This is a genomic window from Streptomyces sp. RPT161, from assembly GCF_027533845.1.
Classification (GTDB): Bacteria; Actinomycetota; Actinomycetes; order Streptomycetales; family Streptomycetaceae; genus Streptantibioticus_A; species Streptantibioticus_A silvisoli_A.
Genome location: NZ_JAPZVN010000003.1, coordinates 190,617 through 216,854 on the forward strand (window position 1 = coordinate 190,617; position 26,238 = coordinate 216,854).

The 26,238-nt window shown below is 71.1% G+C and carries 26 protein-coding genes; 11 read left to right on the forward strand and 15 right to left on the reverse strand.

Features of this window, described 5'->3' with window-relative positions; translation table 11 throughout:
* Nucleotides 1-26: 26 nt before the first annotated feature.
* Nucleotides 27-1,031, reverse strand: a complete 1,005-nt coding sequence (gene hpnH / locus O5O46_RS08965; RefSeq protein ID WP_269854774.1) for an adenosyl-hopene transferase HpnH — start codon at nucleotides 1,029-1,031, stop codon at nucleotides 27-29.
* Nucleotides 1,032-1,143: 112 nt separating this feature from the next.
* On the opposite strand from hpnH, the gene O5O46_RS08970 reads away from it, so the two are divergent.
* Complete coding sequence (locus O5O46_RS08970) at nucleotides 1,144-1,794, forward strand: TetR/AcrR family transcriptional regulator (protein ID WP_269854775.1); 651 nt, start codon at nucleotides 1,144-1,146, stop codon at nucleotides 1,792-1,794.
* Here O5O46_RS08970 and O5O46_RS08975 read toward each other — a convergent pair.
* Complete coding sequence (locus O5O46_RS08975) at nucleotides 1,791-2,540, reverse strand: (2Fe-2S)-binding protein (RefSeq protein ID WP_269854776.1); 750 nt, start codon at nucleotides 2,538-2,540, stop codon at nucleotides 1,791-1,793. The two genes, O5O46_RS08970 and O5O46_RS08975, sit on opposite strands and share 4 nt — an antisense overlap.
* A 339-nt stretch (nucleotides 2,541-2,879) precedes the next feature.
* Between O5O46_RS08975 and O5O46_RS08980 the strand changes: the two genes are divergently transcribed.
* Complete coding sequence (locus O5O46_RS08980; RefSeq protein WP_269854777.1) at nucleotides 2,880-3,503, forward strand: acetate uptake transporter; 624 nt, start codon at nucleotides 2,880-2,882, stop codon at nucleotides 3,501-3,503.
* Here the strand turns inward: O5O46_RS08980 and O5O46_RS08985 are convergent.
* A complete protein-coding gene (locus tag O5O46_RS08985) occupies nucleotides 3,451-3,711 on the reverse strand; it encodes a hypothetical protein (RefSeq protein ID WP_269854778.1) in 261 nt (86 codons plus the stop codon). The genes O5O46_RS08980 and O5O46_RS08985 overlap by 53 nt on opposite strands.
* A gap of 468 nt (nucleotides 3,712-4,179) precedes the next feature.
* Here O5O46_RS08985 and O5O46_RS08990 point away from each other — a divergent pair, with 468 nt between their 5' ends.
* Nucleotides 4,180-4,416, forward strand: a complete 237-nt coding sequence (locus O5O46_RS08990; protein WP_269854779.1) for a chaplin — start codon at nucleotides 4,180-4,182, stop codon at nucleotides 4,414-4,416.
* A 112-nt stretch (nucleotides 4,417-4,528) separates the two neighbouring features.
* Here the strand turns inward: O5O46_RS08990 and O5O46_RS08995 are convergent, their stop codons facing one another.
* Nucleotides 4,529-5,977, reverse strand: a complete 1,449-nt coding sequence (locus O5O46_RS08995; RefSeq protein WP_269854780.1) for a dihydrolipoyl dehydrogenase family protein — start codon at nucleotides 5,975-5,977, stop codon at nucleotides 4,529-4,531.
* A 182-nt stretch (nucleotides 5,978-6,159) separates the two neighbouring features.
* Here O5O46_RS08995 and O5O46_RS09000 point away from each other — a divergent pair, with 182 nt between their 5' ends.
* Nucleotides 6,160-6,765, forward strand: a complete 606-nt coding sequence (locus tag O5O46_RS09000) for a histidine phosphatase family protein (protein WP_269854781.1) — start codon at nucleotides 6,160-6,162, stop codon at nucleotides 6,763-6,765.
* Between the two features lie 44 nt (nucleotides 6,766-6,809).
* Here O5O46_RS09000 and ligD read toward each other — a convergent pair whose 3' ends face one another.
* Genes ligD through O5O46_RS09015 form a run of 3 tightly spaced genes read right to left on the reverse strand, consistent with a single transcriptional unit; the run spans nucleotide 6,810 to nucleotide 9,869 of the window.
* On the reverse strand, nucleotides 6,810-7,709 hold the full coding sequence (ligD, locus tag O5O46_RS09005; RefSeq protein WP_269854782.1) for a non-homologous end-joining DNA ligase: 900 nt from the start codon (nucleotides 7,707-7,709) through the stop codon (nucleotides 6,810-6,812).
* Between the two features lies 1 nt (nucleotide 7,710).
* The gene (locus tag O5O46_RS09010) at nucleotides 7,711-9,102 is read right to left on the reverse strand and encodes an NADP-dependent succinic semialdehyde dehydrogenase (RefSeq protein ID WP_269854783.1); all 1,392 of its coding nucleotides are present in this window, start codon (nucleotides 9,100-9,102) and stop codon (nucleotides 7,711-7,713) included.
* 53 nt (nucleotides 9,103-9,155) lie between these two features.
* Entirely contained in the window at nucleotides 9,156-9,869 is a 714-nt protein-coding gene (locus O5O46_RS09015) for a YoaK family protein (protein WP_269854784.1), read from the reverse strand.
* Between the two features lie 646 nt (nucleotides 9,870-10,515).
* Between O5O46_RS09015 and O5O46_RS09020 the strand changes: the two genes are divergently transcribed.
* Entirely contained in the window at nucleotides 10,516-11,652 is a 1,137-nt protein-coding gene (locus O5O46_RS09020) for a baeRF3 domain-containing protein (RefSeq protein ID WP_269854785.1), read from the forward strand.
* Between the two features lie 173 nt (nucleotides 11,653-11,825).
* The gene (locus tag O5O46_RS09025; protein ID WP_269854786.1) at nucleotides 11,826-12,716 is read left to right on the forward strand and encodes a trypsin-like serine peptidase; all 891 of its coding nucleotides are present in this window, start codon (nucleotides 11,826-11,828) and stop codon (nucleotides 12,714-12,716) included.
* On the opposite strand, the gene lysX is transcribed toward O5O46_RS09025, so the two are convergent.
* Both lysX and O5O46_RS09035 read right to left on the reverse strand, forming a co-directional pair.
* Complete coding sequence (lysX, locus tag O5O46_RS09030; RefSeq protein ID WP_443072432.1) at nucleotides 12,713-16,003, reverse strand: bifunctional lysylphosphatidylglycerol synthetase/lysine--tRNA ligase LysX; 3,291 nt, start codon at nucleotides 16,001-16,003, stop codon at nucleotides 12,713-12,715. The genes O5O46_RS09025 and lysX overlap by 4 nt on opposite strands.
* A 238-nt stretch (nucleotides 16,004-16,241) precedes the next feature.
* Nucleotides 16,242-17,216: a TauD/TfdA family dioxygenase gene (locus tag O5O46_RS09035; RefSeq protein WP_269854787.1), complete on the reverse strand. Its 975-nt coding sequence runs from the start codon at nucleotides 17,214-17,216 to the stop codon at nucleotides 16,242-16,244.
* A gap of 281 nt (nucleotides 17,217-17,497) precedes the next feature.
* Here O5O46_RS09035 and O5O46_RS09040 point away from each other — a divergent pair, with 281 nt between their 5' ends.
* On the forward strand, nucleotides 17,498-18,889 hold the full coding sequence (locus O5O46_RS09040) for a glutamate decarboxylase (protein WP_269854788.1): 1,392 nt from the start codon (nucleotides 17,498-17,500) through the stop codon (nucleotides 18,887-18,889).
* 19 nt (nucleotides 18,890-18,908) lie between these two features.
* Here the strand turns inward: O5O46_RS09040 and O5O46_RS09045 are convergent, their stop codons facing one another.
* Together O5O46_RS09045 and O5O46_RS09050 are read right to left on the reverse strand one after the other, a co-directional pair.
* The gene (locus O5O46_RS09045) at nucleotides 18,909-20,366 is read right to left on the reverse strand and encodes an aldehyde dehydrogenase family protein (RefSeq protein ID WP_269854789.1); all 1,458 of its coding nucleotides are present in this window, start codon (nucleotides 20,364-20,366) and stop codon (nucleotides 18,909-18,911) included.
* A 98-nt stretch (nucleotides 20,367-20,464) separates the two neighbouring features.
* Entirely contained in the window at nucleotides 20,465-21,331 is an 867-nt protein-coding gene (locus O5O46_RS09050) for a helix-turn-helix domain-containing protein (protein ID WP_269854790.1), read from the reverse strand.
* Nucleotides 21,332-21,555: 224 nt separating this feature from the next.
* Between O5O46_RS09050 and O5O46_RS09055 the strand changes: the two genes are divergently transcribed.
* Nucleotides 21,556-22,047 (forward strand): ATP-binding protein, encoded by a 492-nt coding sequence (locus tag O5O46_RS09055; RefSeq protein ID WP_269854791.1) that lies wholly within the window; start codon nucleotides 21,556-21,558, stop codon nucleotides 22,045-22,047.
* Nucleotides 22,048-22,141: 94 nt separating this feature from the next.
* On the opposite strand, the gene O5O46_RS09060 is transcribed toward O5O46_RS09055, so the two are convergent.
* The gene (locus tag O5O46_RS09060; RefSeq protein ID WP_269855147.1) at nucleotides 22,142-22,366 is read right to left on the reverse strand and encodes a DUF397 domain-containing protein; all 225 of its coding nucleotides are present in this window, start codon (nucleotides 22,364-22,366) and stop codon (nucleotides 22,142-22,144) included.
* Nucleotides 22,367-22,534: 168 nt separating this feature from the next.
* On the opposite strand from O5O46_RS09060, the gene O5O46_RS09065 reads away from it, so the two are divergent.
* On the forward strand, nucleotides 22,535-22,795 hold the full coding sequence (locus O5O46_RS09065; RefSeq protein ID WP_269854792.1) for a hypothetical protein: 261 nt from the start codon (nucleotides 22,535-22,537) through the stop codon (nucleotides 22,793-22,795).
* On the opposite strand, the gene O5O46_RS09070 is transcribed toward O5O46_RS09065, so the two are convergent.
* Both O5O46_RS09070 and O5O46_RS09075 read right to left on the reverse strand, forming a co-directional pair.
* Entirely contained in the window at nucleotides 22,796-23,797 is a 1,002-nt protein-coding gene (locus O5O46_RS09070; RefSeq protein WP_269854793.1) for a GNAT family N-acetyltransferase, read from the reverse strand.
* Between the two features lie 14 nt (nucleotides 23,798-23,811).
* The gene (locus tag O5O46_RS09075) at nucleotides 23,812-24,333 is read right to left on the reverse strand and encodes a GNAT family N-acetyltransferase (protein ID WP_269854794.1); all 522 of its coding nucleotides are present in this window, start codon (nucleotides 24,331-24,333) and stop codon (nucleotides 23,812-23,814) included.
* A 75-nt stretch (nucleotides 24,334-24,408) separates the two neighbouring features.
* Here O5O46_RS09075 and O5O46_RS09080 point away from each other — a divergent pair, with 75 nt between their 5' ends.
* Nucleotides 24,409-25,206, forward strand: a complete 798-nt coding sequence (locus O5O46_RS09080; RefSeq protein ID WP_269854795.1) for an exodeoxyribonuclease III — start codon at nucleotides 24,409-24,411, stop codon at nucleotides 25,204-25,206.
* 15 nt (nucleotides 25,207-25,221) lie between these two features.
* Here O5O46_RS09080 and O5O46_RS09085 read toward each other — a convergent pair whose 3' ends face one another.
* On the reverse strand, nucleotides 25,222-25,641 hold the full coding sequence (locus tag O5O46_RS09085; RefSeq protein ID WP_269854796.1) for an ankyrin repeat domain-containing protein: 420 nt from the start codon (nucleotides 25,639-25,641) through the stop codon (nucleotides 25,222-25,224).
* Nucleotides 25,642-25,986: 345 nt separating this feature from the next.
* Between O5O46_RS09085 and O5O46_RS09090 the strand changes: the two genes are divergently transcribed.
* Nucleotides 25,987-26,181 (forward strand): hypothetical protein, encoded by a 195-nt coding sequence (locus tag O5O46_RS09090; RefSeq protein ID WP_269854797.1) that lies wholly within the window; start codon nucleotides 25,987-25,989, stop codon nucleotides 26,179-26,181.
* Nucleotides 26,182-26,238: the final 57 nt, after the last annotated feature.

A 26,238-nucleotide genomic window follows, 5' to 3' on the forward strand; every position in this document is an offset into this window, starting at 1 on the left:
CCCGACAAGATCTGGACGAGCCGGACTCAGCCCGAGGTGATCGCCCGCAGTGACTCCTTGAGCGAGCCCATGGTGGCCAGTACAGCGGTGGGCTCGTATCCGCAGTGCGCCATGCAGTTGTCGCAGCGCGGGTCCTTGCCCCGCCCGTACCTGTCCCAGTCGGTGGCGTCCAGCAGCTCCTGGTACGTCGCCGCGTAGCCGTCCGCCATCAGGTAGCAGGGCTTCTGCCAGCCGAACAGCGAGTACGAGGGAATCGCCCACGGCGTGCACTCGAAGTCGGTACGGCCCTCAAGGAAGTCCAGGTACAGCTCGGAGTGGTTGAGCCGCCACTTGCGGCGCCTGCCGTCGGCGAACGCCTTCCGGAACAGCTGCCGCGTCTGCTCGACGCCGAGGAAGCGGTCCTGGTCGGGCGCCTTCTCGTAGGCGTAACCGGGCGAGAGCTCCATCCGGTCCACCTTCAGTTCGTCGTTGAGGTACTCCATCACCTCGATGACGTCCTGCGGGCTGTCGTTGTTGAAGAACGTGGAGTTGGTGTAGACCGCGAAACCGGCCGCCTTGGCCTGCCGGATCGCCTCCACGGCCTGGTCGAAGACGCCGTCCTTGCTCACCGACTCGTCATGCCGCTCGCGCAGGCCGTCGACATGCACCATCCACGCGAAGTTGCGGTGCGGGGCGAACTTGTGCAGGTGCTTGGGCAGCAGTACAGCGTTGGTGCACAGCACAACGAACTTGCCGCGCCTGAGCAGCTCGCGGGTCATCAGGTCGATGTGCGGATGCATCAGCGGCTCGCCACCGGCCAGCGAGACCATGGGCGCGCCGCACTCCTCCACCGCGCCGATCACCTGGGCGACCGGCATGCGCTGCTTGAGCACACCCGCCGGGTGCTGGATCTTGCCGCAGCCGTTGCACTTCAGGTTGCAGGCGAAAAGCGGTTCCACCTCCACGATGAGCGGGAACTTCTCACGCCGCAGCAGCTTCTGCTTGAGCAGGTAACTGCCCATCTTGACGGTGAGGTTGAGCGGGAGTGCCATGATCCATGTCTCCGTTCCCGAGCCCTCTACTGCTGACCCTGAGCCGGGACCGGCGATGCGCAGGAGCCCGGCCCCCTTCCAACATACAGTCTGTATGGAACAGGATGTACGTATGAAAGGCCCCCGATTTTCCGCAGGCCGCGGCAGCCGCCGGGCGGAACACGTCAGCGACACCCGGCGCGCCCTGGTGGAGGCGGCCAGGCGGCTGTTCGCCGAGCGCGGCTACGCCGCCACCGGAACAGAGGACATCGTCGGCGCGGCGCGGGTCACCCGAGGCGCGCTCTACCACCACTTCCGGGACAAGGCGGACCTGTTCCGCGCCGTGATGGCGGAGTGCGCGCAGGAGATGGCCGAGCGGCTGGTCGAACAGGAGACCCGCAGGGCCGAACGGGAGCCGGGGGACGCCTGGCAGCTGCTGCGCACCGGGTTCCAGTCCTTCCTGGACGCCTGCACCGACCCCGACTTCCAGCGGATCGTGCTGATCGAGGGGCCCGCGGTGCTGGGGCACAGCGCCTGGGACGCCCTGGTCGAGGAGCACGGCTACCTGCTGCTGGCCGAGGCGCTGACCGAGGCCATCCGGGACAACCAGATCGAGGAGCTGCCGCTGGCCCCGCTGACCAGGATGCTGGCCGCGCTGATCTCCGAGGCCAGCCTCTACATCGCCCGCGCGGAGGACCATGGGCGCGCCCGCCAGGAGGCCGGCCTGGTGCTCGACCGGCTACTGGCCGGGCTCTCCGCCCCGACGGTGACCAGCGGGGCCTAGCGCCGCCTCCGCAGTACGCAGTCGCCGCACAGGCCGCCGCCCGGGACCCGGTAGTACAGGCAGCAGCTGCGGCGGCTGAAGACGGGATCCGGGTCGCCGGGCGGCGTCCGCAGCGTTCCGGTGCCGCGTAGCGGCGGGGCGGCGAGCACTCGTTCCGCCAGGTCGAGGGCGTGACGGGCCTGGTCGGGACGACCGTGCGCGCGGCACCACCCGTGCAGTACGCGCACGGAACCGGCCAGCGCCGAGCCCGCGTTCCCCCACAGCAGCCGCGGCGATACCGGGCACAGGGCGCGGATCGCCATGTGCAGCGGCGCCAGGTGGTCCTCGGCCACCGCCGTCGCCAGCCACCGCGCCGCATCGGCGCCTCCGGTCGGGGGCGGCAGCGGGTCCGGCAGCCACAGGTCGTGCGGTGCCATACGATCCGGCTGCCACCACAGCCGCTGCGCGGTCAGCGGCGGAATCCGGCCGCACAGCACCACCGAGCCGAGCGCCAGCGACCACAGCCGGGCGGCCAGCCCCTGGAAGACCAGCGAAGCGGCGACCCTCGGCTCATCGGTGCCCAGCCGCTCGGCCACCGCGGCCAACCGCTCCCCCAGCGGCGACCCCGGACCCGGCCCGGCGTAGAAGTCGGCGAGCGGCCGGTACCCCTCGCCGCCCGGCCCACCCTGCGTCGCCCCGGTCCGTACGCCGAAGAACGGGCCGACAGCGGCGACTTGGCGCAGGTCGTCGTCGGGCGTCGGCGTCACGTTGCGTGTCCTTCGTGCGGGAGCGGCGGGCACTGGATCGTAACGCCGCACCCGCCGCGCTGAGCCGGGAGGCCAACCGCACGCCGCTAGGAGGCCGTTGCCCTTCAAAACGCCAACACGGGAGCGCGTTACGGGAGTCACGCGCCGGTTGTACGCGCCAATGACTGGCGCGTGGGGTGAACCCGGCCGGTGAGAGGGGTGAAGTGAGCATTACACGGGCATCCTGGAGGCGCGTCCTCCGGTCGACGGCGCACACAGCTGGTTCACGCAGGACGGAACCCTCGCATCCACGGCACCCCGGCCCGCCCGGCCGCCTCGTCGAGAGCAAGGAGTACGACCATGGTCGAAGCCAACCCCAACCTCACCGCCCAACTCGATCAACCCCGGCAGGCCGCGGTCGACTCGATCGCCGATCCCGGTCCGCTCGGACTGGCCGGGTTCGCCAGCACGACCTTCGTCCTCAGCTGCTTCAACGCCAACCTGGTCGACGCGAGCCTGTCCGCCGCCGTCCTCCCGCTGGCCCTCTTCTACGGCGGCCTGGCCCAACTCCTCGCGGGCATGTGGGAGTTCCGCAAGGGCAACACCTTCGGCGCGACGGCGTTCAGCTCCTTCGGCGCCTTCTGGCTGTCCTTCGCGGGGTACGTCAGGTTCGTGGCACCGCACCTCCCGTTGGCCGGCGCCCACCAGGCGACCGGCCTGTACCTGCTGGTCTGGGCCGTCTTCACGGTGTACATGACGGTGGCGGCGTTGAGGACGAGCGGCGCGGTACTGGGCGTCTTCGCCTTCCTGTCGCTGACGTTCATCACGCTGTCGGCGGGCGAGTTCGCGCAGTCGACCGTGACCACCAAGGTGGGTGGTTGGCTCGGGCTGGTCACCGCGGTGCTCGCCTGGTACGCGTCGTTCGCGGCGGTCACCAACGAGACCTGGCGGCGTCCCGCGCTTCCGACCTGGCCGCGGACCTGAGCCCGACGACGCCGCCTCCCGCTGCCCGGCCGGTCCGCTCAACACCTGCCGGGCAGTCGGCGTGCCGTCGCGGCACGAGCAGCAGCAAGGTGGCCCGCGCCTCACGTCGCCGTACAGCGCGTCGGGCGAAGGTGGCGGTGATGGCCAGCAGCGAGACCGTCGCGGCGTAGACGACCGCGGCCGCCGCGGACAGGAGCCCGAGATTCATCGGGCACGCACCCTTCTTCCCCCCATCCGACCCAGGCCCCGGCCGGTTGATGGTCATGGGTCCCGCGGTTTCGTTCGCAGATGAGGACTCAGTGCGCCGGGTTGGGCTCCCCCACTCCCAGGCTACCCGTAACGGGCTGGCGGCACACGGTAGTTGGGCACACGGGGCGAGGGCTTGCGGGGCGTGAACGGGCATGCGCGCCGCCGGTGGACGGCCAGCGGACCGTCGGACCAGCGCACTGACAGGCCGTCAAGGAGCAGGCCGCCGACGCCCCCGTCGTACGCCACGGGGCGGACCGATGCGCCACCGACGAGCGGCCTGCCACACCCCCGGTGAACAGGCCCGGACGCGCCCACGGGCGGGCAGAGCGGGGCGACACGCCCCCACTCCGGTGAATGCGGAGGAATGGGGCACTTCAGCCGGTGTGATTGTCCCATCGGTTTTCCATCAAAGCCCTCGGGAGAGACCATGCGTGTTCGTAGTGCCGTCATCGCCGCCGCCCTGGCCCTGACCGGCGCCGTGGCCACCGCCACCACCGCCGTTGCCGACTCAAGCGCCACCGGCAGTGCCGTCGGGTCGCCCGGAGTCATCTCCGGCGACGTGATCCAGGTTCCCATCAACCTGCCGATCAACCTGTGCGGGAACACCATCGACGTCATCGGAATCCTCAACCCGGCGGCGGGCAACGTCTGCGCGAGCAGTTGACGATGAGCTGATCGCTCGCGCTTCCGAGTCCTCAGAGAACCTCATTCACCGGTACGGACGGCACACCATCAACGTGCCGTCCGCGTCCGGCTGCCGGGACGCCCAACGCGCCTCAAGTCCCCGCCGTGGAGCGGTACTTCTCCAGTAGCCGCAGCCACACCTCGCTGATGGTCGGGTAGGAGGGCACCGCGTGCCAGAGGCGGTCCATGGGGACCTCGCCCACCACCGCCACCGTGGCCGAGTGCAGGAGTTCCCCGACGCCGTATCCGACGAACGTGACGCCGAGCAGATGATCTCGGTCCAGGTCCACGACCATGCGCGCCCGGCCCCGGTAGCCGTCCGCGTACAGGCCCGCGCCGGCGACCCTGCTCATGTCGTAGTCCACGGTGCGGATGCGGCGGCCGGCCCGTTCGGCCTGCTCCGCGGTCCAGCCGACGGAGGCGGCCTCCGGGTCGGTGAAGACCACCTGCGGTACCGCGTCGATGTCGGCGGTGGCGGCATGGCTGCCCCAGCGGGCGGTGTCCACCGGCTGGCCGCCGGCCCGCGCACCGATCGCCGCGCCCGCGATCCGCGCCTGGTACTTGCCCTGATGAGTCAGCAGCGCACGGTGGTTGACGTCTCCGGCCGCGTACAGCCAGCCGTCCGGCACATCGGTGACCCGGCAGGTGTCGTCAACAGTCAGCCACTGTCCGGGAGTCAAACCCACTGTTTCCAGGCCGAGATCCTCGGTGCGCGGCGCCCGCCCGGTGGCGAACAGCACCTCGTCGACGACGAGTTCACCGCCGTCCGCCAGCGTCATGGTCACCGGTCCCGACGGATCCGCCCGCCGCACCTCGGACACCTGAACTCCGGTACGGATCTCCACCCCGGCGTCGGTGAGCCCCTCGGCCACCAGTTCACCGGCGAACGACTCCATCCGCGGCAGCAGCCCCGATCCGCGCACCAGCATGGTCACCCGCGAACCGAGCGCCTGCCACGCCGCGGCCATCTCCGCGGCGACCACACCGCCGCCCACCACCGCCAGCCGCCCCGGCGCCTGCCGTGCGCTGGTCGCCTCCCGGCTGGTCCACGGCTTGGCCTCGGCCAGCCCCGGCAGGTCGGGCACCGCTGCCCGGCTGCCGGTGCACACCCCGACCGCGTGCCGGGCGGTGAGGGTGCGCCGGCCGCCGCCCGGCACATCGACCGTCACCCGCCGCTCCCCGGCCAGCCGCCCGTGGCCGCGCACCAGGTCGATACCCGCCTTCGCCACCCAGGCGGCCTGCCCGTCGTCCTTCCAGTACGAGGCGTACTCGTCGCGGTGGGCGAGCACCGCCGCCACGTCCAGCGGACCCTTCACCGCCTGCCGCGCGCCCGGTGACCTGCGGGCCTCGGCGAGCGCGGTCGGTGGACGCAGCAGGGCCTTGCTGGGCATGCACGCCCAGTACGAGCACTCGCCGCCCACCAGTTCGCTCTCCACCAAGGCGACGGTCAGGCCGGCGGACCGGGCGTAGTCGGCGAAGTTCTCCCCGGTGGGTCCGGCGCCGAGTACGACGACGTCGTACTCCTCGGTCTCGGTGGTCACGATCCGGCCTCCCGCTCTGCGTGGCTCGTACGGTGCCCTTGCCCCATCCTGTGGCCATCGGCGGTCGCCCGCCCGTGCCCCCGTCCACCCGGGTGACCGGCCGCCTTCGATGATCGGCGAAGATGGCCGGTAGGGGAAGACCAAGGCCGACGACGCACGCAGGCCACGACGTAAGGACGCACATGGGCGAGCTGATCCTCATCCGGCACGGCGAGACCGAATGGAGCCGGGCGTCGAAGCACACCAGCTGGACGGATCTGCCGCTCACCGCGCGCGGCGAGGAGCAGGCCAGCTCGCTCGTACCGCTGCTGGCCGACCGCCGGATCGCCGTCACGTTCTGCAGCCCGATGGCGCGTGCGCTGCGCACCGCGGAACTCGCCGGGCTGGGCGATCCGGTGATCGAGCCCGACATGCGGGAGTGGGACTACGGCGGCTACGAGGGCATCACCACCGAGGAGATCCACCGCACCCGGCCCGGCTGGGACCTGTGGACCGACGGGGTGGCGCCCGGCCCCGCGGAGCATCCCGGTGAGTCTCCGGCGCAGGTCGGCGAGCGCGCCGACCGGGTGCTCAAGGCGGTGGACGCGGCGCTGGCGGAGGCGGCGGGCGGCGGGGACGTGGCGCTGGTGGCGCATGCGCACTTCCTGCGGGTGCTCACCGCCCGGCGGCTCGGTCTTGCGGCGTCCGGCGGGGCGCTGTTCCGGCTGGACACCGCCACGGTGAGCCGCCTGGGCACCGAACACGACCGTCCGGTGATCACCGCCTGGAACGTGGCGCCGCAGCGCTGAGCCTGCTGATGACGGGTTCGCCGACAAACCCCGCCCTCGGTTTCTCACATTCGCCGCCACGCCGCGCGCAGCGAGCGGCCGCGGCGTAGGACATCGCGCCAGGGATCCTCGGCCAGACGTTCGGCGATGTTGGTCAATGTCCAGCGGCGGGGGTGGAGTTCGGGGTCGTCCAGTTCGGAGCCGTCGATGGGCGTGGCGACCGGCGCGCCGGGCAGTGCGCGGACGGTGTACGGGGCGACCGCGGTCTGGGCGTAGCCGTTGCGCTGGATGTCGAGGTAGAGGCGTTCGCCGCGGTCCTGTTTGCGTGGGGCGGTGGTGAGTTGGTCGGGGTGGCGACTCGCGAGGGTGTCCGCGACGCGCCGGGCGAAGTCCCGGACCTCGTCGACATCCGTTCTGCGGTCCAGCGGCACGATGACGTGCAGTCCGCGCGATCCGGTGGTCATCAGCGCGGCGGGCAGCCGCAGTTCGTCCAGCAGGGCGCACAGTTGCCGGGCCGCCTCGCGGACCGGGGCGAAGTCCTCGCCCGGCGGGTCGAGGTCGAAGACCAGGCGGTCCGGGCAGCGCGGGCGGTCGGCCTTGGCGAGGAAGCGGTGCAGGGTGAGGCAGGCCTGGTCGGCGAGGTAGACCAGGGTGGCGGTGTCGTCGCACAGGACGTGGGTGACGGTGCCGTTCTGCTTCGGCAGTTCGGCCCGCCGGATCCAGTCGGGGTAGTAGTCGGGCACGTCCTTCTGCATGAACCGGCCGCCGTTGATGCCGTCCGGATGCCGCTCCAGCATCAGCGGCCGACCGCGCAGATGCGGCAGCATCCGTGGAGCCACGGTGCGGTAGTGCTCCACGAGGTCGGCCTTGGTGAGGCCGTCGTCGGGGAACAGCACCTTGTCCGGGCGGCTCACCTCGACGGTGCGGCGTCCGGCGCGCACAGCGAGTTTCGGCTTCGCCGCCACGTCAGGCGCCGTACCAGACGGTGGTGACGTTGCAGAACTCGTGCATTCCGTGGCCCGACAGCTCGCGTCCGTAACCGGAGCGCTTCACTCCGCCGAATGGCATCGCGGGGTGCGAGGCGGTCATGCCGTTGAAGTAGACGCCGCCCGCCTCCAAGTCCCTGATGAAACGCCGCTGTTCTGCTTCGTCGTTGGTCCAAACATTGGAACTGAGGCCGAACGGTATGTCGTTGGCCAGTTCCACCGCCGCCTCCAGGTCGTCGGCCGGGTACAGCGTGGCCACGGGTCCGAATGCCTCCTCGCGGTGGATGCGCATGGTCGGGGTGATCCCGGTGAGCACGGTGGGCTCGTAGAACCAGCCCACACGGTGGTGCGGCGGGCGCCGACCGCCGCACAGTGCGGTGGCGCCCTGCCCGACGGCGTCGTTGACGAGTTCCTCCAGGTCGGCGCGGCCCCGCTCGGTGGACAGCGGTCCCACGTCGGTGCTCTCCAGCATCGGGTCGCCGACGGTGAGCGCCGCCATGGCCGCGGTGAAGCGTTCGACGAACCCCTCGTACACGTCGGAGTGCACGATGAAGCGCTTGGCGGCGATGCAGGACTGACCGTTGTTCTGCACCCGGGCGGTGACCGCGGTGCGGACCGCCCGGTCCAGGTCGGCGGAGGGCATCACGATGTACGGGTCGCTGCCGCCGAGTTCCAGCACGGTCTTCTTGACCTCGTCACCGGCGATCGCGGCCACCGACCGTCCGGCGGGTTCGCTTCCGGTGAGCGTGGCGGCGGCGATCCGGGGGTCGCGAAGGATCTTCTCGATGGCGTCCGCGCCGACCAGCAGCGTCTGGAAGCACCCTTCGGGAAAGCCCGCGCGATGGAAGAGGTCACCGAGGTACGAGGCGGTCTGCGGCACGTTGGACGCGTGCTTGAGCAGCCCAACGTTGCCCGCCATCAGTCCGGGCGCGGCGAACCGGATCACCTGCCACAACGGGAAGTTCCAGGGCATAACCGCGAGCACCACACCGAGCGGCCGGTAGCGGACGTACGCGGCGCGCGCGCCGGAGTCCTCGACGTCGGCGGCGGAGGGGCGTTCGTCGGCGAGCAGCCGCTCGCCGTTCTCCGCGTACCAGCGCAGCGCCTTGACGCACTTGGCGGCCTCGGCTCGGGCGGCGACCAGGGTCTTGCCCATCTCGGTCGTCATGGTGTGGGCGATCTCGTCCTGCTCGTGCTCCAGCAAGTCGGCGGTCGCACGCAGCAGTTCGGCCCTGGTGACCAGGTCGGTGGTGCGGTAGTCACGGAAGGCTGCGGTCGCGCGGGCCAGCCGCTGCTCGATCTCGTCCGGACCCTGCGCCTCGAAGGTCTTCAGGGTCTGCCCCGTCGCCGGATTGACGGTTGCGATGGCCATGGCGGTTTCCTCCTCGGACGGTGCCAATGGTCGCGTGCCCGCTAGCTGCGGGTTTACCCCTTGTGCTCCCGGACCGTCTTCCTGGCCGGCCGGGGCGGCCGGTACGTCGCTCCCAGCACCGCCGCCAGGACCAGTACCGGGGCGGGCGCCGCCGCCCAGGCCGGTGCCCAGTGGTGCAGCACGGCGGCCACCGCGGCGCCCGCCACCAGCGCGGCCAGCCGTACCGGCACCCACCGGTCCGCCGCGCCGACCGGGGCACCGGCGCCGCGGGCGACGTACGTGGCGAGTGTGCCGGTGAAGTACGTGGAGGGCCGCGCTGCGCGCCCCGCGACGAGCATCGCGGCGGACTGGCCGCCCATCGCCACGGCGGCCACGCAGAGCAGCACCTGGCGCATCAGCCCGCCGGGCGCTCCGCCGCTGCCCGCCCACAAGGTGGCGTACGCCGCCAGCACCGCGGTCTCTCCGGCCAGGCAGAACAGGGCCCGGGCCGGCCACCCCGGCCGTGCGCCGGGGGCGGCGCCGCGGCAGATCAGCGCGCCGGCCCGGGTGCCCGCGACGAACCCGGCCAGCGCCACCAGCGGCGCCGCCAGATCGGCCGGGTGGCCGGAGGCGAAGGCGATGCCGAGCAGCACCAGGTTGCCGGTCATCACCCCGGCGAAGACATGGCCGAGCACGGTGAACGCCAGCGCGTCCACCGCCCCGGAGGCCGCCGCCAGCAGCACCAGGGCGATGTGTTCCGCGGTGCGGGGACCGCGCTGGCCGGGCAACGCCGACTGCTACCGCAGCGGCCCGGGGTCCGGCACCGGGCTGGGCGCCGGGCCCGGTGTGGGGCCGGGCGGCGGAGACGGTGGCACAGGTTCCGGTTCGGGGCCCGGCACGGGCTCGGGCGGCGGCGTCGGGATGGGGTTCGGCGAGGGGCCCGGCGGAACCGGGCCGGGCACGGGTCCGGGACCGGGCGGCGGCGTCGGCGAGGGGGGCGCGGGGTCCGGGCGCGGAGTGGGGTCCCTTTCGAACGTCGGGGCGCTCATGGACCGCACGGCGTCGGGAGGCTGCGGGGCCCGCACGGCCGGTGGCCCCGGATGCCGCACGTTCGGGCCGGAAGGGGTGGGCAGGGGCTGCCGTGCGGTGTGCTGCTTCATGACGTCCTCCAGCGCCTCGCGGGTGCTACTCGCCCCGCTTCTGCCCGGGATGCGTCCGAGTACCCCTCACCACCCTGGGCACAGCCGGGCGCGGCACGCGCGCAGGCGTAGCCCGGCGGGGGGACGGCGGGACCGGGGCGCCGAGTCGCACTCGGCGGCCATTGCGCGGAGGATGGAAGGACGCCGCCAGCGGGCGCACGCCGCCCGTGCGCTGCCAGGCCATCGACGGGCTGAGCGCGACGAGCCTCAGATCGACGAGCTTAGGGAGAATCCGATGGACGTCTCCTGGGTCACCCCCTCGATCCTCGCGGAACTTCGCCGTCCACGGGAGTACCCCGCCGTCTCCCTGGTACTGCCCGTCCACCGGGCGCAGCCGGAGAAGGCACAGGATCCGATCCGGCTGCGCAATCTGGTGGCAAGGGCCCGCAAGCAGGCCGAGGACGATCCTGAAGTCACCCACTCCCGCCGCATCGATCTGCAAAAGCACCTGGACGCCGCGATCGAGGAGTTGGAGTGGGAGCGTGAGCAGATGTCCGGCGAGGGGCTGGTGCTGCACGTGGCGCCGGGCGAGCACCACACCTGGCTGCTGCCGCAACCGGTGACCGAGCAGGTGGTGTTCGGCACCACCTTCCTCACCCGCAACCTGGTGGCGGCCACCTCCATGCTGGAGCCGTACTGGGCGCTGGTGCTGGCCGAGAAACCGTCCCGGCTGTGGGACGGCTCGCCGCTGTGGCTGCGTGAGGTGACGGAGGGCCGCTTCCCCATCGCCGCGCAGGGCCAGGAGGGAGAGGCGCCGCTCAAGGGCGGCATCGGGGTGCGGCCGAGCCCGCTCAGGGAGGAGCGGCTGCGCCGGTTCTTCGAGGCGGTGGACGAGGCGCTTGGCCAGGTGCTCAACGGCAGGCGCAGGCCGGTGTTCCTGGTCGGCATGCAGTCGCACCTGCACCGGATGCGCGAGGTGACCCGGCATCGCGACGTCCTCGCCGACCCCGAGACGGACACGGACGCGGCCGGGTTCGAGAAGGCGTCCGCCGCGGAGCTGGCGGCGGTGCTGCGGACGGCGTGGGAACGCGCCCACGCCAAGCGGGTACAGGCCGCGCTGGAGGCGTTGGACGCCGCCCGCGGGGAGAAGCGGTACGCGGGCGGCCTGGAGGAGGCCTGGAACCTGGTGAGCGAGGGCCGGGGCAGGCACCTCGTGGTCGACGAGACGTACCGCGTGGCCGCGCGGGTCGATGGGGAACACGTCGAGGTCATCGGAGCTGACGGTGAGATCCGGCCGGACGCCAGGGGGACGGTCGTCCAGGACGCGGTGGACGAACTGGTGGAGCGGCAGTTGGAGCACAGCGGGGAAGTGACGTTCGTGCCGTCTGGGACCATTAACGGCACGGGACTCGCTCTCAGCCTGCGGTACTGATTCCCTCCCGCCCACCGCACCCGTTTGCCGTCAACCTCCGGGTGGCCCGACGCGGTTCCGACCCCGCGGGGCGGGGGGACAGGAAATTCGACCTCCACCGTACGAGTGACTCCCGGAGTGTCCAGCACTGACCGCGCCGTACACCGTCGGATCATCTGCCTTAACCAGAGGTCATGGGAGGGCCAGCGGTGGAGCGGATCGGCACGGCTGCGGCAGCACGCGCGGGTGGCGTCGTAGTCGCCTGCCTGGCCACGGCCATCCTGTCGTCCGCCGCCGTCGGCGGCCCCGCCGCCCACCCCTCGGCCACGGCGCACCGCTCCCCCGCGCACACGCCACACCGTCCGCGCCGCACCCCGGCTCCGGCGAGCCGGGTGGCGGCGCTGCGGGCGGCCAGCCCCACGCCGACGGCCACCTTCCCGCCCGGCTACCGGGTGGGCGCGGTCTTCTCGCTCACCGGCCAGCCGCACCACTACTGCACCGGCAGCGTGGTGGACAGCCCGCACCGCGACCTGGTGATCACCGCGGCGCACTGTGTGCACGGCGGCGCGGGCAGCGGCTACCGTTCGGGCCTCGGTTTCGCGCCCGGCTACCGGGACGGCCGCAGCCCGGCCGGGCTGTGGCGGGTCCGCAGCGCCCTGGTGGCGCCGGAGTGGGCCGACTCCACCGACAGCTCGGCCGATGTGGCGTTCCTGGTGATCGATCCGCTCGACGGGCGCAACATCCAGGACGTGGTGGGCGGCAACCGGCTGAGCACCGGGCGGGACAGCGGCCCGATCCGGCTCGTGGGGTATCCGCGCAACGCCAACGACGCGATCTCCTGCGACGGCACGGCGCGCCCGGCGACCCGCCGAGGGGTGGACCAGCTGCGGGTCGTCTGCCCCGGGTTCACCTCGGGCACCAGCGGCAGTCCCTGGCTGGCCAACGCCGACAGGTCGGGCGGCGGTTCGGTGGTGGGAGTGATCGGCGGCTACCGCAACGGCGGCTCGACACCGGACGTGTCGTACAGCAGCGTCTTCGGCGAGCGGGTGCACGACCTGTACCAGCAGGCCGAGGCGCTGGGTTAGCGGCGCCGTACCAGCGGGAACGGCAGCGTCTCACGGATGGTCAGGCCGGTCAGGAACATCACCAGCCGGTCAACTCCGATGCCCAGACCGCCGGTTGGCGGCATCGCGTACTCCAGGGCGGTCAGGAAGTCGTCGTCCACCTCCATCGCCTCCAGGTCGCCCCCGGCGGCCTTCAGCGACTGCTCGGTGAGTCGTCTGCGCTGCTCCACCGGGTTGATCAACTCCGAGTAGGCGGTGCCCAGTTCGGTGCCGAAGGCGACCAGGTCCCACCGCTCGGCGAGCCGTGGATCGGTGCGGTGCTGGCGGGTGAGGGGGGAGACATCGGTCGGGAAGTCGGTGTAGAAGGTGGGCAGCGTGGTGCGCTCCTCGACCAGCCGCTCGTACATCTCCAGCACCAGATCGCCATGGCTCGTGCCGGGCGCGTACGGCACCCCGGCCTGGTCGCACAGCCGCATCAGCGCGAGGGTGTCGGAGTCCGGGCCGACCCGTTCGCCCAGCGCCTCGGAGATCGCCTCGTAGACCGGCTTGACCGGCCAGTCGCCGGAGATGTCGTACTCGGTGACCGTGCCGTCGGCGGCGGTCCTGCGGGCGATCTGCGCGCCGTTGGCGGCGACGGCGGCGGACTGCACCAGTTCCCGGGTGAGGTCCAGCATCACCCGGTAGTCGGCGAACGCCTGGTACGCCTCCAGCATGGTGAACTCGGGGTTGTGCTTGTACGAGGTGCCCTCGTTGCGGAAGGTGCGGCCCATCTCGAAGACCTTCTCCACACCGCCCACGCACAGCCGCTTGAGGTACAGCTCGGGTGCGATCCGCAGGTACAGGTCGAGGCCGTAGGCGTTGATGTGGGTGGTGAACGGCCGGGCGTTGGCGCCGCCGTGGATCTGCTGCAGCATCGGCGTCTCCACCTCCAGGAAACCCCGGTCCAGCAGGCCCTGGCGCAGCGCCTGGACGGCGGCACTGCGGGCCCGTACGACCTCGCGGGCCTCGGGGCGGATGACCAGGTCCACATAGCGCTGGCGCACCCGGGCCTCGGGGTCGGTCAGGCCCCGGCGCTTGTCCGGTAGCGGACGCAGGCACTTGGCGGTGAGCCGCCAGGAGGTGGCGAAGACCGACAGTTCGCCCTTCTCGCTGGTGCCGACCTCGCCGCGCACCTCGATGTGGTCACCGAGGTCGGTGTCGCCGGTGAACCGGGCCAGCTCCGCCGCTCCCAAGTCGGCCCGGGTGAGGGCGACTTGCAGATCCCCCGACCAGTCCCGGAGCACCGCGAACACCACACCGCCGAAGTCGCGCCGCATCATCAGCCGACCGGTGACGGCGACCCGCTCGCCGGTACGGGTCCCCGGCGGCAGGTCGGGGTGGGCGGCCCGGACCTCGGCGAGGGTGTGGGTCCTGGCCGCGTCCACCGGATACGGCTCGACGCCTCGCGCCATCAGCCGGTCCAGCTTGTGGCGGCGCACCCGGACCTGTTCCGGCAGCGCCGCCAGCTCGTCGGCGGCCAGCGCGGCCGTCTCGTCGGGCGCGCCGTGGGCGAGTTCGGTGAGCGGCGGCAGCGGCTCGGCGCTGACGGGCGGGCGTACCCCCTTGTGCCAGCCGAAGCGCGGGAAGTCCACGAACCCCTCGGCGATCCCGGCGGCCAGCCCGATCCGGGCCACCTGGCGCCCTTCGGCGAAGCACAGGAACCGCGGATACCAGTCCGGCTTGTACTTCACGTTCGACCGGTACAGCGCCTCCAGCTGCCACCACTTGGAGAAGAACAGCAGCATCCTGCGCCACAGCCGCAGCACCGGGCCTGCGCCGATGCGCGCGCCCTGTTCGAAGACCGCGCGGAACACCGCGAAGTTCAGCGACACCCGTTTGATGCCCAACCGCGGTGCCCGCTCGGCGATCTCGGTGACCAGGAACTCCATGACCCCGTTGGGCGCGTTGCGGTCCCGGCGCATCACATCCAGCGAGATGCCGTCCGAGCCCCAGGGCACGAAGGACAGCAGCGCCACGGTCTGCCCCTCCGTGTCGACCGCCTCGGCGAGCAGGCAGTCGGCGTCCGCCGGGTCGCCGAGGCGGCCGAGCGCCATCGAGAAGCCGCGCTCGACCTCGGTGTCCCGCCAGGCGTCGGCCAGCGCGATGACCCGCTCCATCTCCTGCGGCGCCAGGTCGCCGTGGCGGCGGATCCGGCAGGTCATCCCGGTGCGGCGGACCCGGTTCACCGCCTGCCGGGTGACCCGCATGTCGCGTCCGGCCAGGTCGAAGCGGGCGGTCTCCAGCACCGCCTCGTCGCCGAGTTGCAGTGCGTTCAGCCCGGCGCGCGCGTAGGCCTTGGCGCCCTCCTCGCTGGCGCCCATGACGGCCGGGACCCAGGCGTACTTACGGGCCAGGCCCAGCCATGCCTCGACGGCCGCGTCCCAGGCCCCGTGGTCGCCCACCGGGTCCGAACTGGCCAGGCAGACGCCCGCCTCGACCCGGTAGGTGACCGCGGCGCCGCCGCTGGGCGCGAAGACCACCGCCTTGTCCCGGCGGGTGGCGAAGTAGCCGAGCGAGTCATGGGCGCCGTGGCGGGCGAGCAGCGCGCGGAGGCGGGCCTCCTCGTCACCGTGCAGCGTGGCCTGCGCCCGTTGCGAACGGAACAGCACGGCCGCCGCGTTGAGCAGGGCCAGGGCGCCGAACAGCCCGAGCAGGAAGCTCACCGCCATCGGGGGGTGCTGGGGGAAGTGGCGCCCGCTGATCAGTCCGCCGAAGACCCGGTTGGCGGCCCACGGCAGCCGCTGCGCGGCGGGCAGTCCGCCGTGGAAGAGTTCCACCAGGCCCCAGCCGAGCAGTACCGCGACGGCCAGCCCCAGGGCCAGTACGCCCAGTGCCCGCCAGAAGGCGCCGCGCCGCACCCGGGCCGCGAACTGTTTGCGGGACAGCAGCAGCGCGGCCATGATCAGGCCGGTGATCACCAGGGAGACGGCGGCGTCCACCGGGCCGACGAGGTCGATGGTGAGGATCTCCGCGAGCAGCACCAGGCCGGTGTAGAAGGTGACCACCCACCACGCGACCCGCTTGCGGGCGAGCAGCGCACCGGCGAGCAGCAGCAGGAAGACCGCGTAGGCGAGGTTGGGCGAGGCCGGGACGATCCAGTCGTCGATCAGCTCCAGCACTGGCGACAGCAGCCAGCGCACCGGGCTGACCAGCGCGGACAGTGCGCAGGCGATGCCGAGCAGACCGAAGAACCCGCCGGCCCAGGCGGGCACCCGCATCGCCACGCGTCGCAGCAGGCCGGGCCGGGTCTTGCGCTCACCGCCGCTCATGGCCCTCCTTATGGTGGGGGTCCGGGAGGCAACCCCCGTATCCGGCCGGACCCGGCGCTGTCGGTCCGGACACAGGTCACCACCACCGTCACGGTAGCGACGTGCGGGCCGCTTCGCACAGCACACTCGATGCGGCATTTCGCCGGTTTCGTGACACTAGCCTGTCCGGGCGCGTGAGGCGGGCAGCGGAAGGCGGCCGTCGGCATCCGTGCCGACGGCCGCCCGACAACCGCACCGCCTACTGCCCTCCGCGGCTTTGCGCGTAGCAGCGCCGCAGCCAGCGTGCCGTCCCCTGTGCGGCAGGCTGGAACGGGACTCGGCGGTGCAGCACTCGGCGGTTGTCGAAGATGTGGAAGTCCCCCGCACCGATCAGTACCGCGACGCCGTCCAACTCGCCCAGCCGCCGCTCGAATTGGGTCAGTGCCCGGGTGGCGCGCAGCGTCAGGCCGGTGATCCGGCCCGGCCCGTACCGTACGGCGTCGTGGCCGTCCGGCAGCGTCCACAGCAGCGGCACGCCCTCGCGAGCCATCGGGCCGCCGTCGGCACTGGCCGCGTAGGACTCCGGGGCGGTCACCAGGAACTCGGGAAGCCGTAGGTCGTCGACGACCCACTGGGGCAGGGTGGCGAGCACCTCGGCGAGCGGGAGCAGGTCGGTGGGAACCTCCTCCTCGTTGCGCATCCCGTAGAACGAGAGGTAGTGCGGGATCGCTATCGACGCCTCGGCGCCCTCGGTGTGGTCGAGGATCGAGTCGTCGGTGTGCCAGTCGAGCGGTGCGGAGTAGCCCCACGAGGTGAGTGCCCGCCCTGAGCCGGGCCGTGGCGCGACGTTCCGGATGAGGCGTCCCTCGTTCTCCCAGCGGTAGGCCACCGGCGTCAGGCCGAGCAGATGGAGCAGCCCGAAGTGGACCAGGTTGGGAACGGTGAGGGTGGATTCATCGCTGAATCCGTTGCCCGGCGTCGGAATCCATTCCTCCGTTTCCGGCAGGTTGGACACCGTCAGCCAGGGAGAGGGTTCCCGGCGCCACGCCTTCAACTGTTCCAGTACGGCGGCGGGCAGATGATTCCGCAGGTGCTTGGCGCCCGTCTCGGTGTAGGCGCGCGGGTCGGAATCCGGGGTGACGCCTCCGAGGCCAGGGTGCGCACGCAGATCCGCGGAAAGCGACACCTTTACGGCGTCGGCGACGCGGACCGCTTCCCGGGGAACGTCATGCATGCCGTCAAAATCTCCTTAACCGAGGCTTTTTGAGCGAAGTCCAGGGAAATTCAGCAACTCCATTGACGTTACCCCTAGGCCTTCGGCGGCAAATGCCCTTCATGATTCCTTGAGGAAGATCTGAGCTTGCCGCCGTAAGGTCCGGGCGGGCCGCGCCCTACCGCCGTACGCCGTACCACCGAGGCGTCCGAACGGTCCAGAAGGGACGCCGCCCGGCATTGCGAACGGATGACCGGCAGCCGCCCCGGGCAGGATGGAACCCACCGTCAGGAGGTTGTGCCATGCCACTGCACCGCGTCGACCAAGCGCGGCAATACGCACCCGACGACCTGTACGCGCTGCCCGGAGCGTTCGAACCGCTCCCCCGCTACCGCATCCCCGACGGCACCATGCCTGCCCGGGCGGCGTACCAGTTGATCAACGACGAACTGCTGCTGGACGGCAACTCCCGGCAGAACCTCGCCACGTTCTGCACGACCTGGACGGAGCCCGAGGTCCGGGACATCATGTCCGAGACCCTGGACAAGAACCTGGTCGACAAGGACGAGTACCCGCAGACGGCGGAGCTTGAGTCGCGGTGTGTGCACGTCCTGGCCGATCTGTGGCACGCGCCGGACGGTACGTCCGCGGTCGGCTGTTCCACCACTGGTTCCAGCGAGGCGGCCATGCTGGCGGGCCTGGCGATGCAGCGCCGCTGGCGGGCGAAGCGGCGGGCCGCCCGGCAGCCCACCGAGCGGCCCAACCTGGTGTGCGGCCCGGTGCAGGTGTGCTGGGAGAAGTTCGGCCGCTACTTCGACGTGGAGCTGCGGCAGATCCCGCTGCTGCCGGACAGCCTCACCATGCGGCCGGAGCAACTCGCCCAGTACTGCGACGAGAACACCATCGGCGTGGTGACCACCCTCGGCGTCACCTTCAACGGGAAGTACGAGCCGGTCGCCGAAATCACCCGCGCGCTGGACGAGTTGGCGCGGCGCACCAGCCTTGACATCCCGGTGCACGTGGACGCGGCGAGCGGCGGCTTCGTCGCGCCGTTCCTGCAGCCCGACCTGGAGTGGGACTTCCGGCTGGACCGGGTGAAGTCCATCAACGCCTCGGGCCACAAGTTCGGCCTCTCACCGCTCGGCGTCGGCTGGGCGGTCTGGCGGGACGCCGCGTACCTGCCGGAGGAACTGGTCTTCCACGTCGACTACCTGGGCGGCAACATGCCGACCTTCGCCCTCAACTTCAGCCGCCCCGGCGGGGAGGTCATCGCCCAGTACTACAACCTGGTGCGGCTGGGACGCGAGGGCTACACCGCGGTACAGGGCGCCTGCGCCCAGGTCGCCACCCGGCTCGCCGACGCCGTCGCGGAACTCGGGCCGTTCACCGTGCTGCACGACGGCAGATCCGGGCTGCCGGTGGCGTGCTGGACGCTGACCCAGCCGCCGCGCCCGGGCAGCGACGACTGGACGCTGTACGACCTGTCGGAGCGGCTGCGGCTGCGCGGCTGGCAGGTGCCGACCTATCCGCTGCCCGCCGACCGGCAGGACGTCGTCGTACAACGCGTGGTGGTACGGCACGGGGTCAGCCGTGACCTCGCCGAACTGCTCATCAGCGATCTGAAGGCGGCGCTCGCCGACATCCGGCGCCGCCACCTGTCCGGCGCCGAGGAGCAGCCGGGCTTCCACCACTGAGTCGCCGAACGGGAGGGCCTCAGAACGGGAAGGCACTGCGCCCGTGTTGGACGCCGATCCACTTGAGCGTGGTGAACGCCTCGATGGTGGACTCGCCGTTGAGCCGTCCCACGCCCGAGGCCTTCTCCCCGCCGAAGGCGACGATCGGCTCGTCCGCGATGGTCCCGTCGTTGACGTGGATCATGCCGGTGTCGATCCGCTGCGCCACCCGCACGCCGCGTTCGACATCGCCGGTGTGCACGGCGCCGCTGAGCCCGAACGGTGTGTCGTTGGCGATCCGCACCGCCTCGTCCTCGCCGTCGAACGGGATGACCAGCACCACCGGGCCGAAGATCTCCGTCGACAGGATGGGCGCGTCCGCGGGCACCCCGGTCAGCACGGAGGGCTCCATCAGCGTGCCCTCGGTGCGACCGCGCAGCAGGGCGGTGGCACCGCCGTCGATGGCCTGGATGATCTGCGCCTCGATGGCATCGGCCTGGTTGGGGTTGATCAGCGGGCCGATGTGCGTGGCCGGATCCTTGGGGTCTCCCACTCGCAGGCCGCGGATCCGGGCGACGAACCGCTCGGTGAACTCCTTCTCCACCGAGCGGTCCACCAGCACCCGGTTGGCCGCCATACACACCTGACCCTGGTGGGCGAAGCGGCTGAAGACCGCGGCGTCCACCGCGTAGTCGAGGTCGGCGTCGTCCAGCACGATCAGCGCGCTGTTGCCGCCGAGTTCCAGCACGGTGCGCTTGAAGTGGCCCGCGGCGACCTGGGCGACATGCCGGCCGACCTTGTCGGATCCGGTGAAGGAGATGACCTTCGGCACGGGGTGCTCGATGAGCGCGTCACCGATCTCGGCGATGTCGGTGACCACGACGTTCAGCAGCCCCGGCGGAAGCCCGGCCTCCTCAAGGATCCTGGCGATCAGCGTGCCGCCGACGATCGGGGTGTTCTGGTGCGGCTTGAGTACCACGCCGTTGCCCAACGCGAGGGCCGGGGCAACCGACTTCAGGGACAGGAACAGCGGGAAGTTGAACGGGCTGATGATTCCGACGACGCCGACCGGCAGCCGGTAGAGCCGGTTCTCCTTGCCGTCCACCGGTGACGGCAGGATCCGCCCCTCGGGGCGCAGGGACAGGTGCATCGCCTCGCGGAACATGTCCTTGGTCAGGGCGAGTTCGAATCCGGCCTTGACCCGGGTGCCGCCGAGTTCATCGATGATGATCTCGGTGATCTCGCGCTCACGGTCCTCAACGATCCGCAACGCCCGCTCGAAGACCAGCCGCCGGGTGTAGGGATTGACCTGGGCCCACTCCTTCTGCGCGCGTTCGGCGGCGCGGTAGGCCTGATCGACCTCGGCGACGGTGGCCACGGTGATGGACGCGATCTTCTCCCCGTTGTACGGGTTGAAGTCGATGATCTCCCAGGAGCCGCTACCGGGCTTCCACTGCCCGTCGATGTACTGGAGCGCCAGCTCGGACGAATAGGACATGCCATCCCTTTCACGCGGACCTGGTGGACACACCCATTGATCTGATGCGGCCTCATGGTACTGATGTGGCAAGGAAGTTGTGGATCACCGTGGGTGTATCAGGTGTCCCGCAGGATGGTCCGCAACAGGTCGCGGGTGCCCGCCTGGGTGAGCCCCTCGGTACGCAGCCGGTCCATCAGCCGGGCGTACTGCGCCACTTCGTCGCGCTTGTCGAGGTAGAGCGCGCTGGTGAGCTGTTCCAGGTACACCACGTCGGGCAGATCGCTCTCCGGGAAGCGCAACATGGTGAACGCCCCGCACTCCGCCGCGTGGCCGCCGAACTCGAACGGCACGACGTGCAGCGAGACATCGGGGTGGTCGCTGAGTTCGAGCAGCCGCCGCATCTGCCCGCGCATCACCTCCGGTCCGCCGAAGGGCCTGCGCAGCGCGGCCTCGTCCTGCACCACGACCAGGTGTGGCGAACGCTCTCCGGTGAGGATCTTCTGGCGGCGCATCCGCAGGTCGACGCGGCGCTCGACCTCGTCGTCGCAGGCGTTCGGCTGGCCGAGGCGGACTACCGCGCGGGCGTACTCGTCGGTCTGCAACAGACCGTGTATGAACTGCACTTCAAAAGTGAGGATGTGGGACGCGGACTCCTCCAGGCCCACATATGTCTGGAACCAGCCGGGCAGCACATCACCATAGGAGTGCCACCAGCCCGCGACGTTGGCCTCCCTGGCCAGCGCGAGCAGCGCCTCGCGGTCGGTCTGACCGGTCACCCCGTAGAGCGTGAGCAGGTCGGCGACATCGCGTTCCTTGAAGCTCACCCGCCCCAGTTCCATGCGGCTGATCTTGGACTCGGACGCCCGGATCGAGTACCCGGCGTCCTCCCGGGTGACGCCCTTCGACTCCCGCAATCGGCGCAGTTGGGAGCCGAGAAGGATCCGGCGGACCACCGATCCACTCCCCGGCTGATCTGTCGTCATGTGGTTAGCCTCTCCATCCATGGACCAGGCGAAGTCTGTCACCTCCCGGCCGCGGCGGACTCCGCTTCCCGCCAGCTGTAACCGAACGGTGCACATGAGTCTGCCCGTGCATATGCCAACCCGGCATCTGCACGTGCATCCGCTCTTGCATACTGCCTGCCGGTTGGGGACGATGTGAACCGTGCACTTGTCGACCAGGCCCACAACAGCCCGAGGTGTCGGTCATGGGAAGTGACGGCTCGGTGGCGCTCGCGCCCTTATGGGACGTGGTGCTCCCGTCCGAGAGACTGGCGTCGTCGGCCTGCGAGCTGACCGCCGCCTACGAATCGGTGCGGGAGGCGCGGCACTTCACGTACACCACGCTGCGCCGGTGGGAGCTGTGCGAACTGGTGGACAACGTCGCGCTGGTGGCATCGGAACTCGTCACCAACGCGCTGCGGCACGGCGTCGGGACGGACACGGGGCCGCACCCGACGGCCGCGCAGACCTCACCGCCCCCCGTGGTCCGGCTCGGCCTCGCGCGCTGGACCTCGCGGGTGGTGGTTTCGGTACGCGATCCCAGCAGCCAGGGGCCGGTGCCCAGGGCCCCCGACTTCACCGCGGAGTCGGGCCGGGGGCTGCATCTGATCGCGTCGTGCTGTGAAACCTGGGGGTGGCATCCCCTCACGGGTGCGGGGAAGGTCGTCTGGGCTCTCTTCCCGGCCCCGTCCGACTAACTGATTCCGCTTGGCTTCTGGCTCTGGTTCCGCTTCGGCCCGGCCGCGTGGCTTCGCTTCCGCCCGCGGCCGCGCTTTTGTGGAATACGGGATTCTACGGAGCGCCCTGGACCAGATGGTCGAACTCCCCGTCCTTCACCCCGAGAAGCAACGCCTCGATCTCCGCTCTCGTGTATATCAGTGCGGGGCCATCGGGAAAACGGGAGTTGCGTACCGCGACATCGCCACCAGGCAGCGCGGCCAACTCGACGCACGTCCCCTGGGAGTTGCTGTGCCGGCTTTTCTGCCAGACGGCGCCCTGGAGTTCACTCGCTGCCATGCCGTTGTATGTGCGGCGCACGGATACCTCCTGGGACGTGCGGTTCTCACCGGCGGGAATGATAGCGCGCTGCACATGCAGAAGCCCGTGCAGTTGACTGTGCGACAACTCTCAGTAGTGCCACGGAATTCGGGCGCCGGCAACTCCCTGTATGCGCCACGATGCGGTATGGAATGGAAAACCACCAGTGATGTGAAGGCGTTCGACGCGGCCGCCGGGGACTTCCCGCGCGCCCGACCCGCCCAGCACACGGCGCAGCTGACGGTCTGCGCCCGGCCGCGCCAGCGGGGACCGCGCGTGTTCGACGACGGCGATCCGGAGTTCGGCCGGCGGACCGGCACAGTGGTCCGCAGCGAACGCGCTCTATCCGCTGGGCGAGTTGGCGCCGTCCGCAGCGGGTACTTCAGCGAGGGGCGCTTCGAGCCGTGATCAACTGACCGGTGCCATACGGGAGTCGATCACCCGGCACAGCCGGTAGGCGACCGGGGTGAAGCCGAGGGCCGGCCAGTGTCCCGCCGAAAGCGGGGAGGCGGTCGGCCAGTTGGCCGTCATATGGCGGTATCCGCGGTCGTACGCCCAGGCCAGCGCGGTGGCCAGCAGCACCCGGCTGACCCCCTCGCCACGCGTGTCCGGCTCGACGTACGCCTCGGCCAGCTCGACCGCCGACTCGGGGGTGAAGGGGCCCGGGCGGGCCGGGGTGAGCACCACCATTCCGGCCTCCTCACCGCGGCGAACAGCGAGCCAGGCCGCGCTGTCCGGCTCGGCGAGCGCCTCGGCGTAGCGGGTGCGCAGCCGGTCGAGCGCCTCCTGGGGCTGCGGCTGGAACACCGCCGCGTGCCGCCGGTGTTCGGCCGAGGCGGCGGCCATCCGCCCTATCGGCCCGAGATCCGCGGCGCCGGCCCGGCGGATGGACAGCCCGTCCACCCCGCGCGGCTGACGGCCGCTGGCCCGCACCGGCAGCAGCCCGCGCACCCGTTCAAGGCCGAAGCCGAGCCGGAACCAGGCCATCGCCACGGTGTCGTCGGCGGGCAGGTCGACGTGGTGCACCAGCCGGCCGCCCGCCACGAACCGTTCGGCGACCGCCGCGTACAGCGCGCGCAGCGCCTCGGGCTCCCGGCCCGGGTGCAGTGCGTGCCCGCCGTGGGCGACCAGCGCGGAGTGCGGATGCCGGTGCTCGTCCGGCCGGTCGTCGCCGTCCTGCTGGTCCGCGGCGAGGATGAGGTAGCCACCGAGCCTGCCCCGCCCGCCACGCGCCGCCACCGCCTCGGTGCCCGGTCCGGCGAGCAGCTTGGCCAGCGACTCCTCACCGCCGTAGGGGTCTTCGGGCGCCGGATATCCGCGTGGCCGGCGGGCCCGGGTGTACCAGCGGTCGAGGAGGGCGGCGGACTCCGGGATGTGCTCGGCCGTCATCGGCGCGATGGCGAAGGTCATGGTGCGACCGGACGCTAACGGGCCTCGGACCGCTCCGGCAAGGCCCCTACACCGGTCAGCGGACGGCCCAGGTGCACGCTGAGCGGTGCGTCCCGGTACACCCCGAACTTCGCCACCGGTGTGTATCCGCACGAGGTGTACAGGGATATCGCCTCGGGCTGCAGCTCTCCGGTCTCCAGCACCATCCGCCGCCGTCCCGCCGTGGCCGCGCTGGTCTCCAACTCGGCCAGTACCCGGCGGGCCAGCCCCCGGCCGCGGGCTTCCGGAACCACGAACATCCGCTTCAGCTCGGCGTCCCCGTCCTCGTGGCCGTCCCGGGAGGCGTCCTTGGCGCGCCAGCCGCCGGTGGCCACGGGATCGCCGTCGAGGTAGCAGACCAGGAACAGCCCGTTCGGCGGATCGAAGTGCGCCGGGTCCATCGGCGTGGCGTCCGGCTCGCCGTATCGCAGCACGTACTCCTGCTGCACCCGCTCGGTCAGCGCCACCGCGTCCGGGTGGTCGTAGCGCACGGTGCGTATCTCCGCTCGTATGTCCACCCGGGCATGGTACGGGGACCGAAACGACCGTCGAGTAGGCTGGCGCGGCGTTTGTCCGCGACCCAGGAGCATGCTTTGTTCACCATCACCACCGTGAACGTCAACGGGCTGCGCGCCGCGGCCAAGAAGGGGTTCGGCCCCTGGCTGGCGGCGACCGGCGCCGATGTGGTGTGTCTCCAGGAGGTGCGCGCCGAGCTCGCTCAGCTGCCCGCCGAGGTGCGCGAGCCGGACGGCTGGCACACCGTCCACGCCGCCTCCTCGGTCAAGGGCCGGTCGGGCGTCTCGGTGTACTCGCGACAGGAACCGGAACGGGTGCGGGTGGGCTTTGGCTCGGCCGAGTTCGACACCTCGGGGCGCTATGTCGAGGTGGATCTGCCCGGCGTGACGGTGGCCAGCCTGTACCTGCCGTCCGGCGAGGTGGGCACCGAGCGGCAGGCGGAGAAGGAACGCTTCATGAAGGAGTTCCTCGCCCATCTGGTCGACCTGCGCGCCAGCGCCGCCGCCGCGGGGCGCGAGGTACTGGTGTGCGGTGACTGGAACATCGCGCACCGCGAGGCGGACCTGAAGAACTGGAAGGCGAACACCAAGAACTCCGGCTTCCTCCCGGAGGAGCGCGCCTGGCTGTCCCGGGTCTTCGACGAGGCGGGTTACGTGGACGTGGTGCGCTCACTGCATCCGGACGTCACCGGCCCGTACTCGTGGTGGTCGTACCGCGGCAAGGCGTTCGACAACGACGCCGGGTGGCGGATCGACTACGTCGTCGCCACCCCCGGCATCGCGGCGCGGGCCGACTCCGCGACGGTGGAGCGGGCCGCGGACTACACGCTGCGCTGGTCGGACCACGCGCCGGTGACGGTCACCTTCCGGGTCTGACCCCGGCCGCGGTGGTCAGCGGCCTTCGAAGAGGGCGACCAGCTCGTCCTTGCCGAACATCCGGGCGGTCTCAAGCGCGGTCGGCGAGCCCGCGTTGGGGTCGGCGCCCGCCTCGAACAGTTCCCGCACCACCTCGTCCTCGCCCTTGAAGACCGCTCCGGCCAGCGGGGTCTGTCCCCGGTCGTTGGGGCGGTCGGGGTCGGCGCCCCGGGCGAGCAGCGCGGCGACCGCCTTCGGATGGCCGTGGTAGGCGGCGAGCATCACCAGGGTGTCGCCCTTGTCGTTGGACAGATTCGCCGGAACACCCGCGTCCACATAGGCGGCCAGGGTGTCGGTGGCGCCCTGTCGGGCCAGGTCGAAGACCTTGGCCGCGAGCTGGATGACCTCGGGGTCGTGCGCGGGCTCGGTCCCGTTCTCGGGCGTGGGGTGCGTCATCTCTACCGGCTCCTGGGTCGCTTGTCACGGTACGGAGGGGCGATTCCATGCCGCCTCACCATATGCATGGTGACTCCGCCGCACCCCGAGCGGGGCGGCGAGCCTGCGCTCGGCCGCAGTTGAGGTCACATCACCCGCACGGGCGGCTTTTGCGTCGCCGTACCCGGCGGGGACATGGTCCGCCGCGAACCCGGAAATGCTGGCGACGGGCGCGGCTTTCCACAGAAGGGGCCATGGCGGTGAAAAAACAAATAAGTCACCCGAACGGCATCTTTAAGCGATTATTACTTTTTGTAATCCTGGAAGAACTCATGGTGACCGCCCCCACCCCACTGGAGAAACCCCATGATCCTCACCATGTCGGGCGTCCTACTGCTCGGTGTCATCGTCTTCCTGTTCTTCCGCAAGGACGGACTGAAGGTGTCCCACGCCCTCGTCTGCGCACTCTTCGGTTTCTATCTCGCGAGCTCCGCGATCGCGCCGAGCATCAAGGCGGGCGGGGCGAGCCTCGCCAGCCTCATCGGAGGGATCAAGATCTAGCCGGACCGCACCGGTCGCCCGGAGCGGTTCTGCCCCGCTCCGGGCTCGCCGCCCACC

What these genes read in the sequence shown, in the direction of transcription:
- O5O46_RS09040 (WP_269854788.1), top strand. Translation starts at nt 17,498, where the DNA reads ATGCCACTGCACCGCGTCGACCAAGCGCGGCAATACGCACCCGACGAC.
- O5O46_RS09025 (WP_269854786.1), top strand. Translation starts at nt 11,826, where the DNA reads ATGGGAGGGCCAGCGGTGGAGCGGATCGGCACGGCTGCGGCAGCACGC.
- O5O46_RS09035 (WP_269854787.1), bottom strand. Translation starts at nt 17,216, where the DNA reads ATGCATGACGTTCCCCGGGAAGCGGTCCGCGTCGCCGACGCCGTAAAG.
- O5O46_RS09000 (WP_269854781.1), top strand. Translation starts at nt 6,160, where the DNA reads ATGGGCGAGCTGATCCTCATCCGGCACGGCGAGACCGAATGGAGCCGG.
- O5O46_RS09045 (WP_269854789.1), bottom strand. Translation starts at nt 20,366, where the DNA reads ATGTCCTATTCGTCCGAGCTGGCGCTCCAGTACATCGACGGGCAGTGG.
- O5O46_RS09020 (WP_269854785.1), top strand. Translation starts at nt 10,516, where the DNA reads ATGGACGTCTCCTGGGTCACCCCCTCGATCCTCGCGGAACTTCGCCGT.
- O5O46_RS09085 (WP_269854796.1), bottom strand. Translation starts at nt 25,641, where the DNA reads ATGACGCACCCCACGCCCGAGAACGGGACCGAGCCCGCGCACGACCCC.
- O5O46_RS09055 (WP_269854791.1), top strand. Translation starts at nt 21,556, where the DNA reads ATGGGAAGTGACGGCTCGGTGGCGCTCGCGCCCTTATGGGACGTGGTG.
- O5O46_RS09070 (WP_269854793.1), bottom strand. Translation starts at nt 23,797, where the DNA reads ATGACCTTCGCCATCGCGCCGATGACGGCCGAGCACATCCCGGAGTCC.
- O5O46_RS08970 (WP_269854775.1), top strand. Translation starts at nt 1,144, where the DNA reads ATGAAAGGCCCCCGATTTTCCGCAGGCCGCGGCAGCCGCCGGGCGGAA.
- hpnH (WP_269854774.1), bottom strand. Translation starts at nt 1,031, where the DNA reads ATGGCACTCCCGCTCAACCTCACCGTCAAGATGGGCAGTTACCTGCTC.
- O5O46_RS08985 (WP_269854778.1), bottom strand. Translation starts at nt 3,711, where the DNA reads ATGAATCTCGGGCTCCTGTCCGCGGCGGCCGCGGTCGTCTACGCCGCG.
- O5O46_RS09090 (WP_269854797.1), top strand. Translation starts at nt 25,987, where the DNA reads ATGATCCTCACCATGTCGGGCGTCCTACTGCTCGGTGTCATCGTCTTC.
- O5O46_RS09050 (WP_269854790.1), bottom strand. Translation starts at nt 21,331, where the DNA reads ATGACGACAGATCAGCCGGGGAGTGGATCGGTGGTCCGCCGGATCCTT.
- O5O46_RS08980 (WP_269854777.1), top strand. Translation starts at nt 2,880, where the DNA reads ATGGTCGAAGCCAACCCCAACCTCACCGCCCAACTCGATCAACCCCGG.
- O5O46_RS09065 (WP_269854792.1), top strand. Translation starts at nt 22,535, where the DNA reads ATGGAATGGAAAACCACCAGTGATGTGAAGGCGTTCGACGCGGCCGCC.
- O5O46_RS08990 (WP_269854779.1), top strand. Translation starts at nt 4,180, where the DNA reads ATGCGTGTTCGTAGTGCCGTCATCGCCGCCGCCCTGGCCCTGACCGGC.
- O5O46_RS09010 (WP_269854783.1), bottom strand. Translation starts at nt 9,102, where the DNA reads ATGGCCATCGCAACCGTCAATCCGGCGACGGGGCAGACCCTGAAGACC.
- O5O46_RS09060 (WP_269855147.1), bottom strand. Translation starts at nt 22,366, where the DNA reads ATGGCAGCGAGTGAACTCCAGGGCGCCGTCTGGCAGAAAAGCCGGCAC.
- lysX (WP_443072432.1), bottom strand. Translation starts at nt 16,003, where the DNA reads ATGAGCGGCGGTGAGCGCAAGACCCGGCCCGGCCTGCTGCGACGCGTG.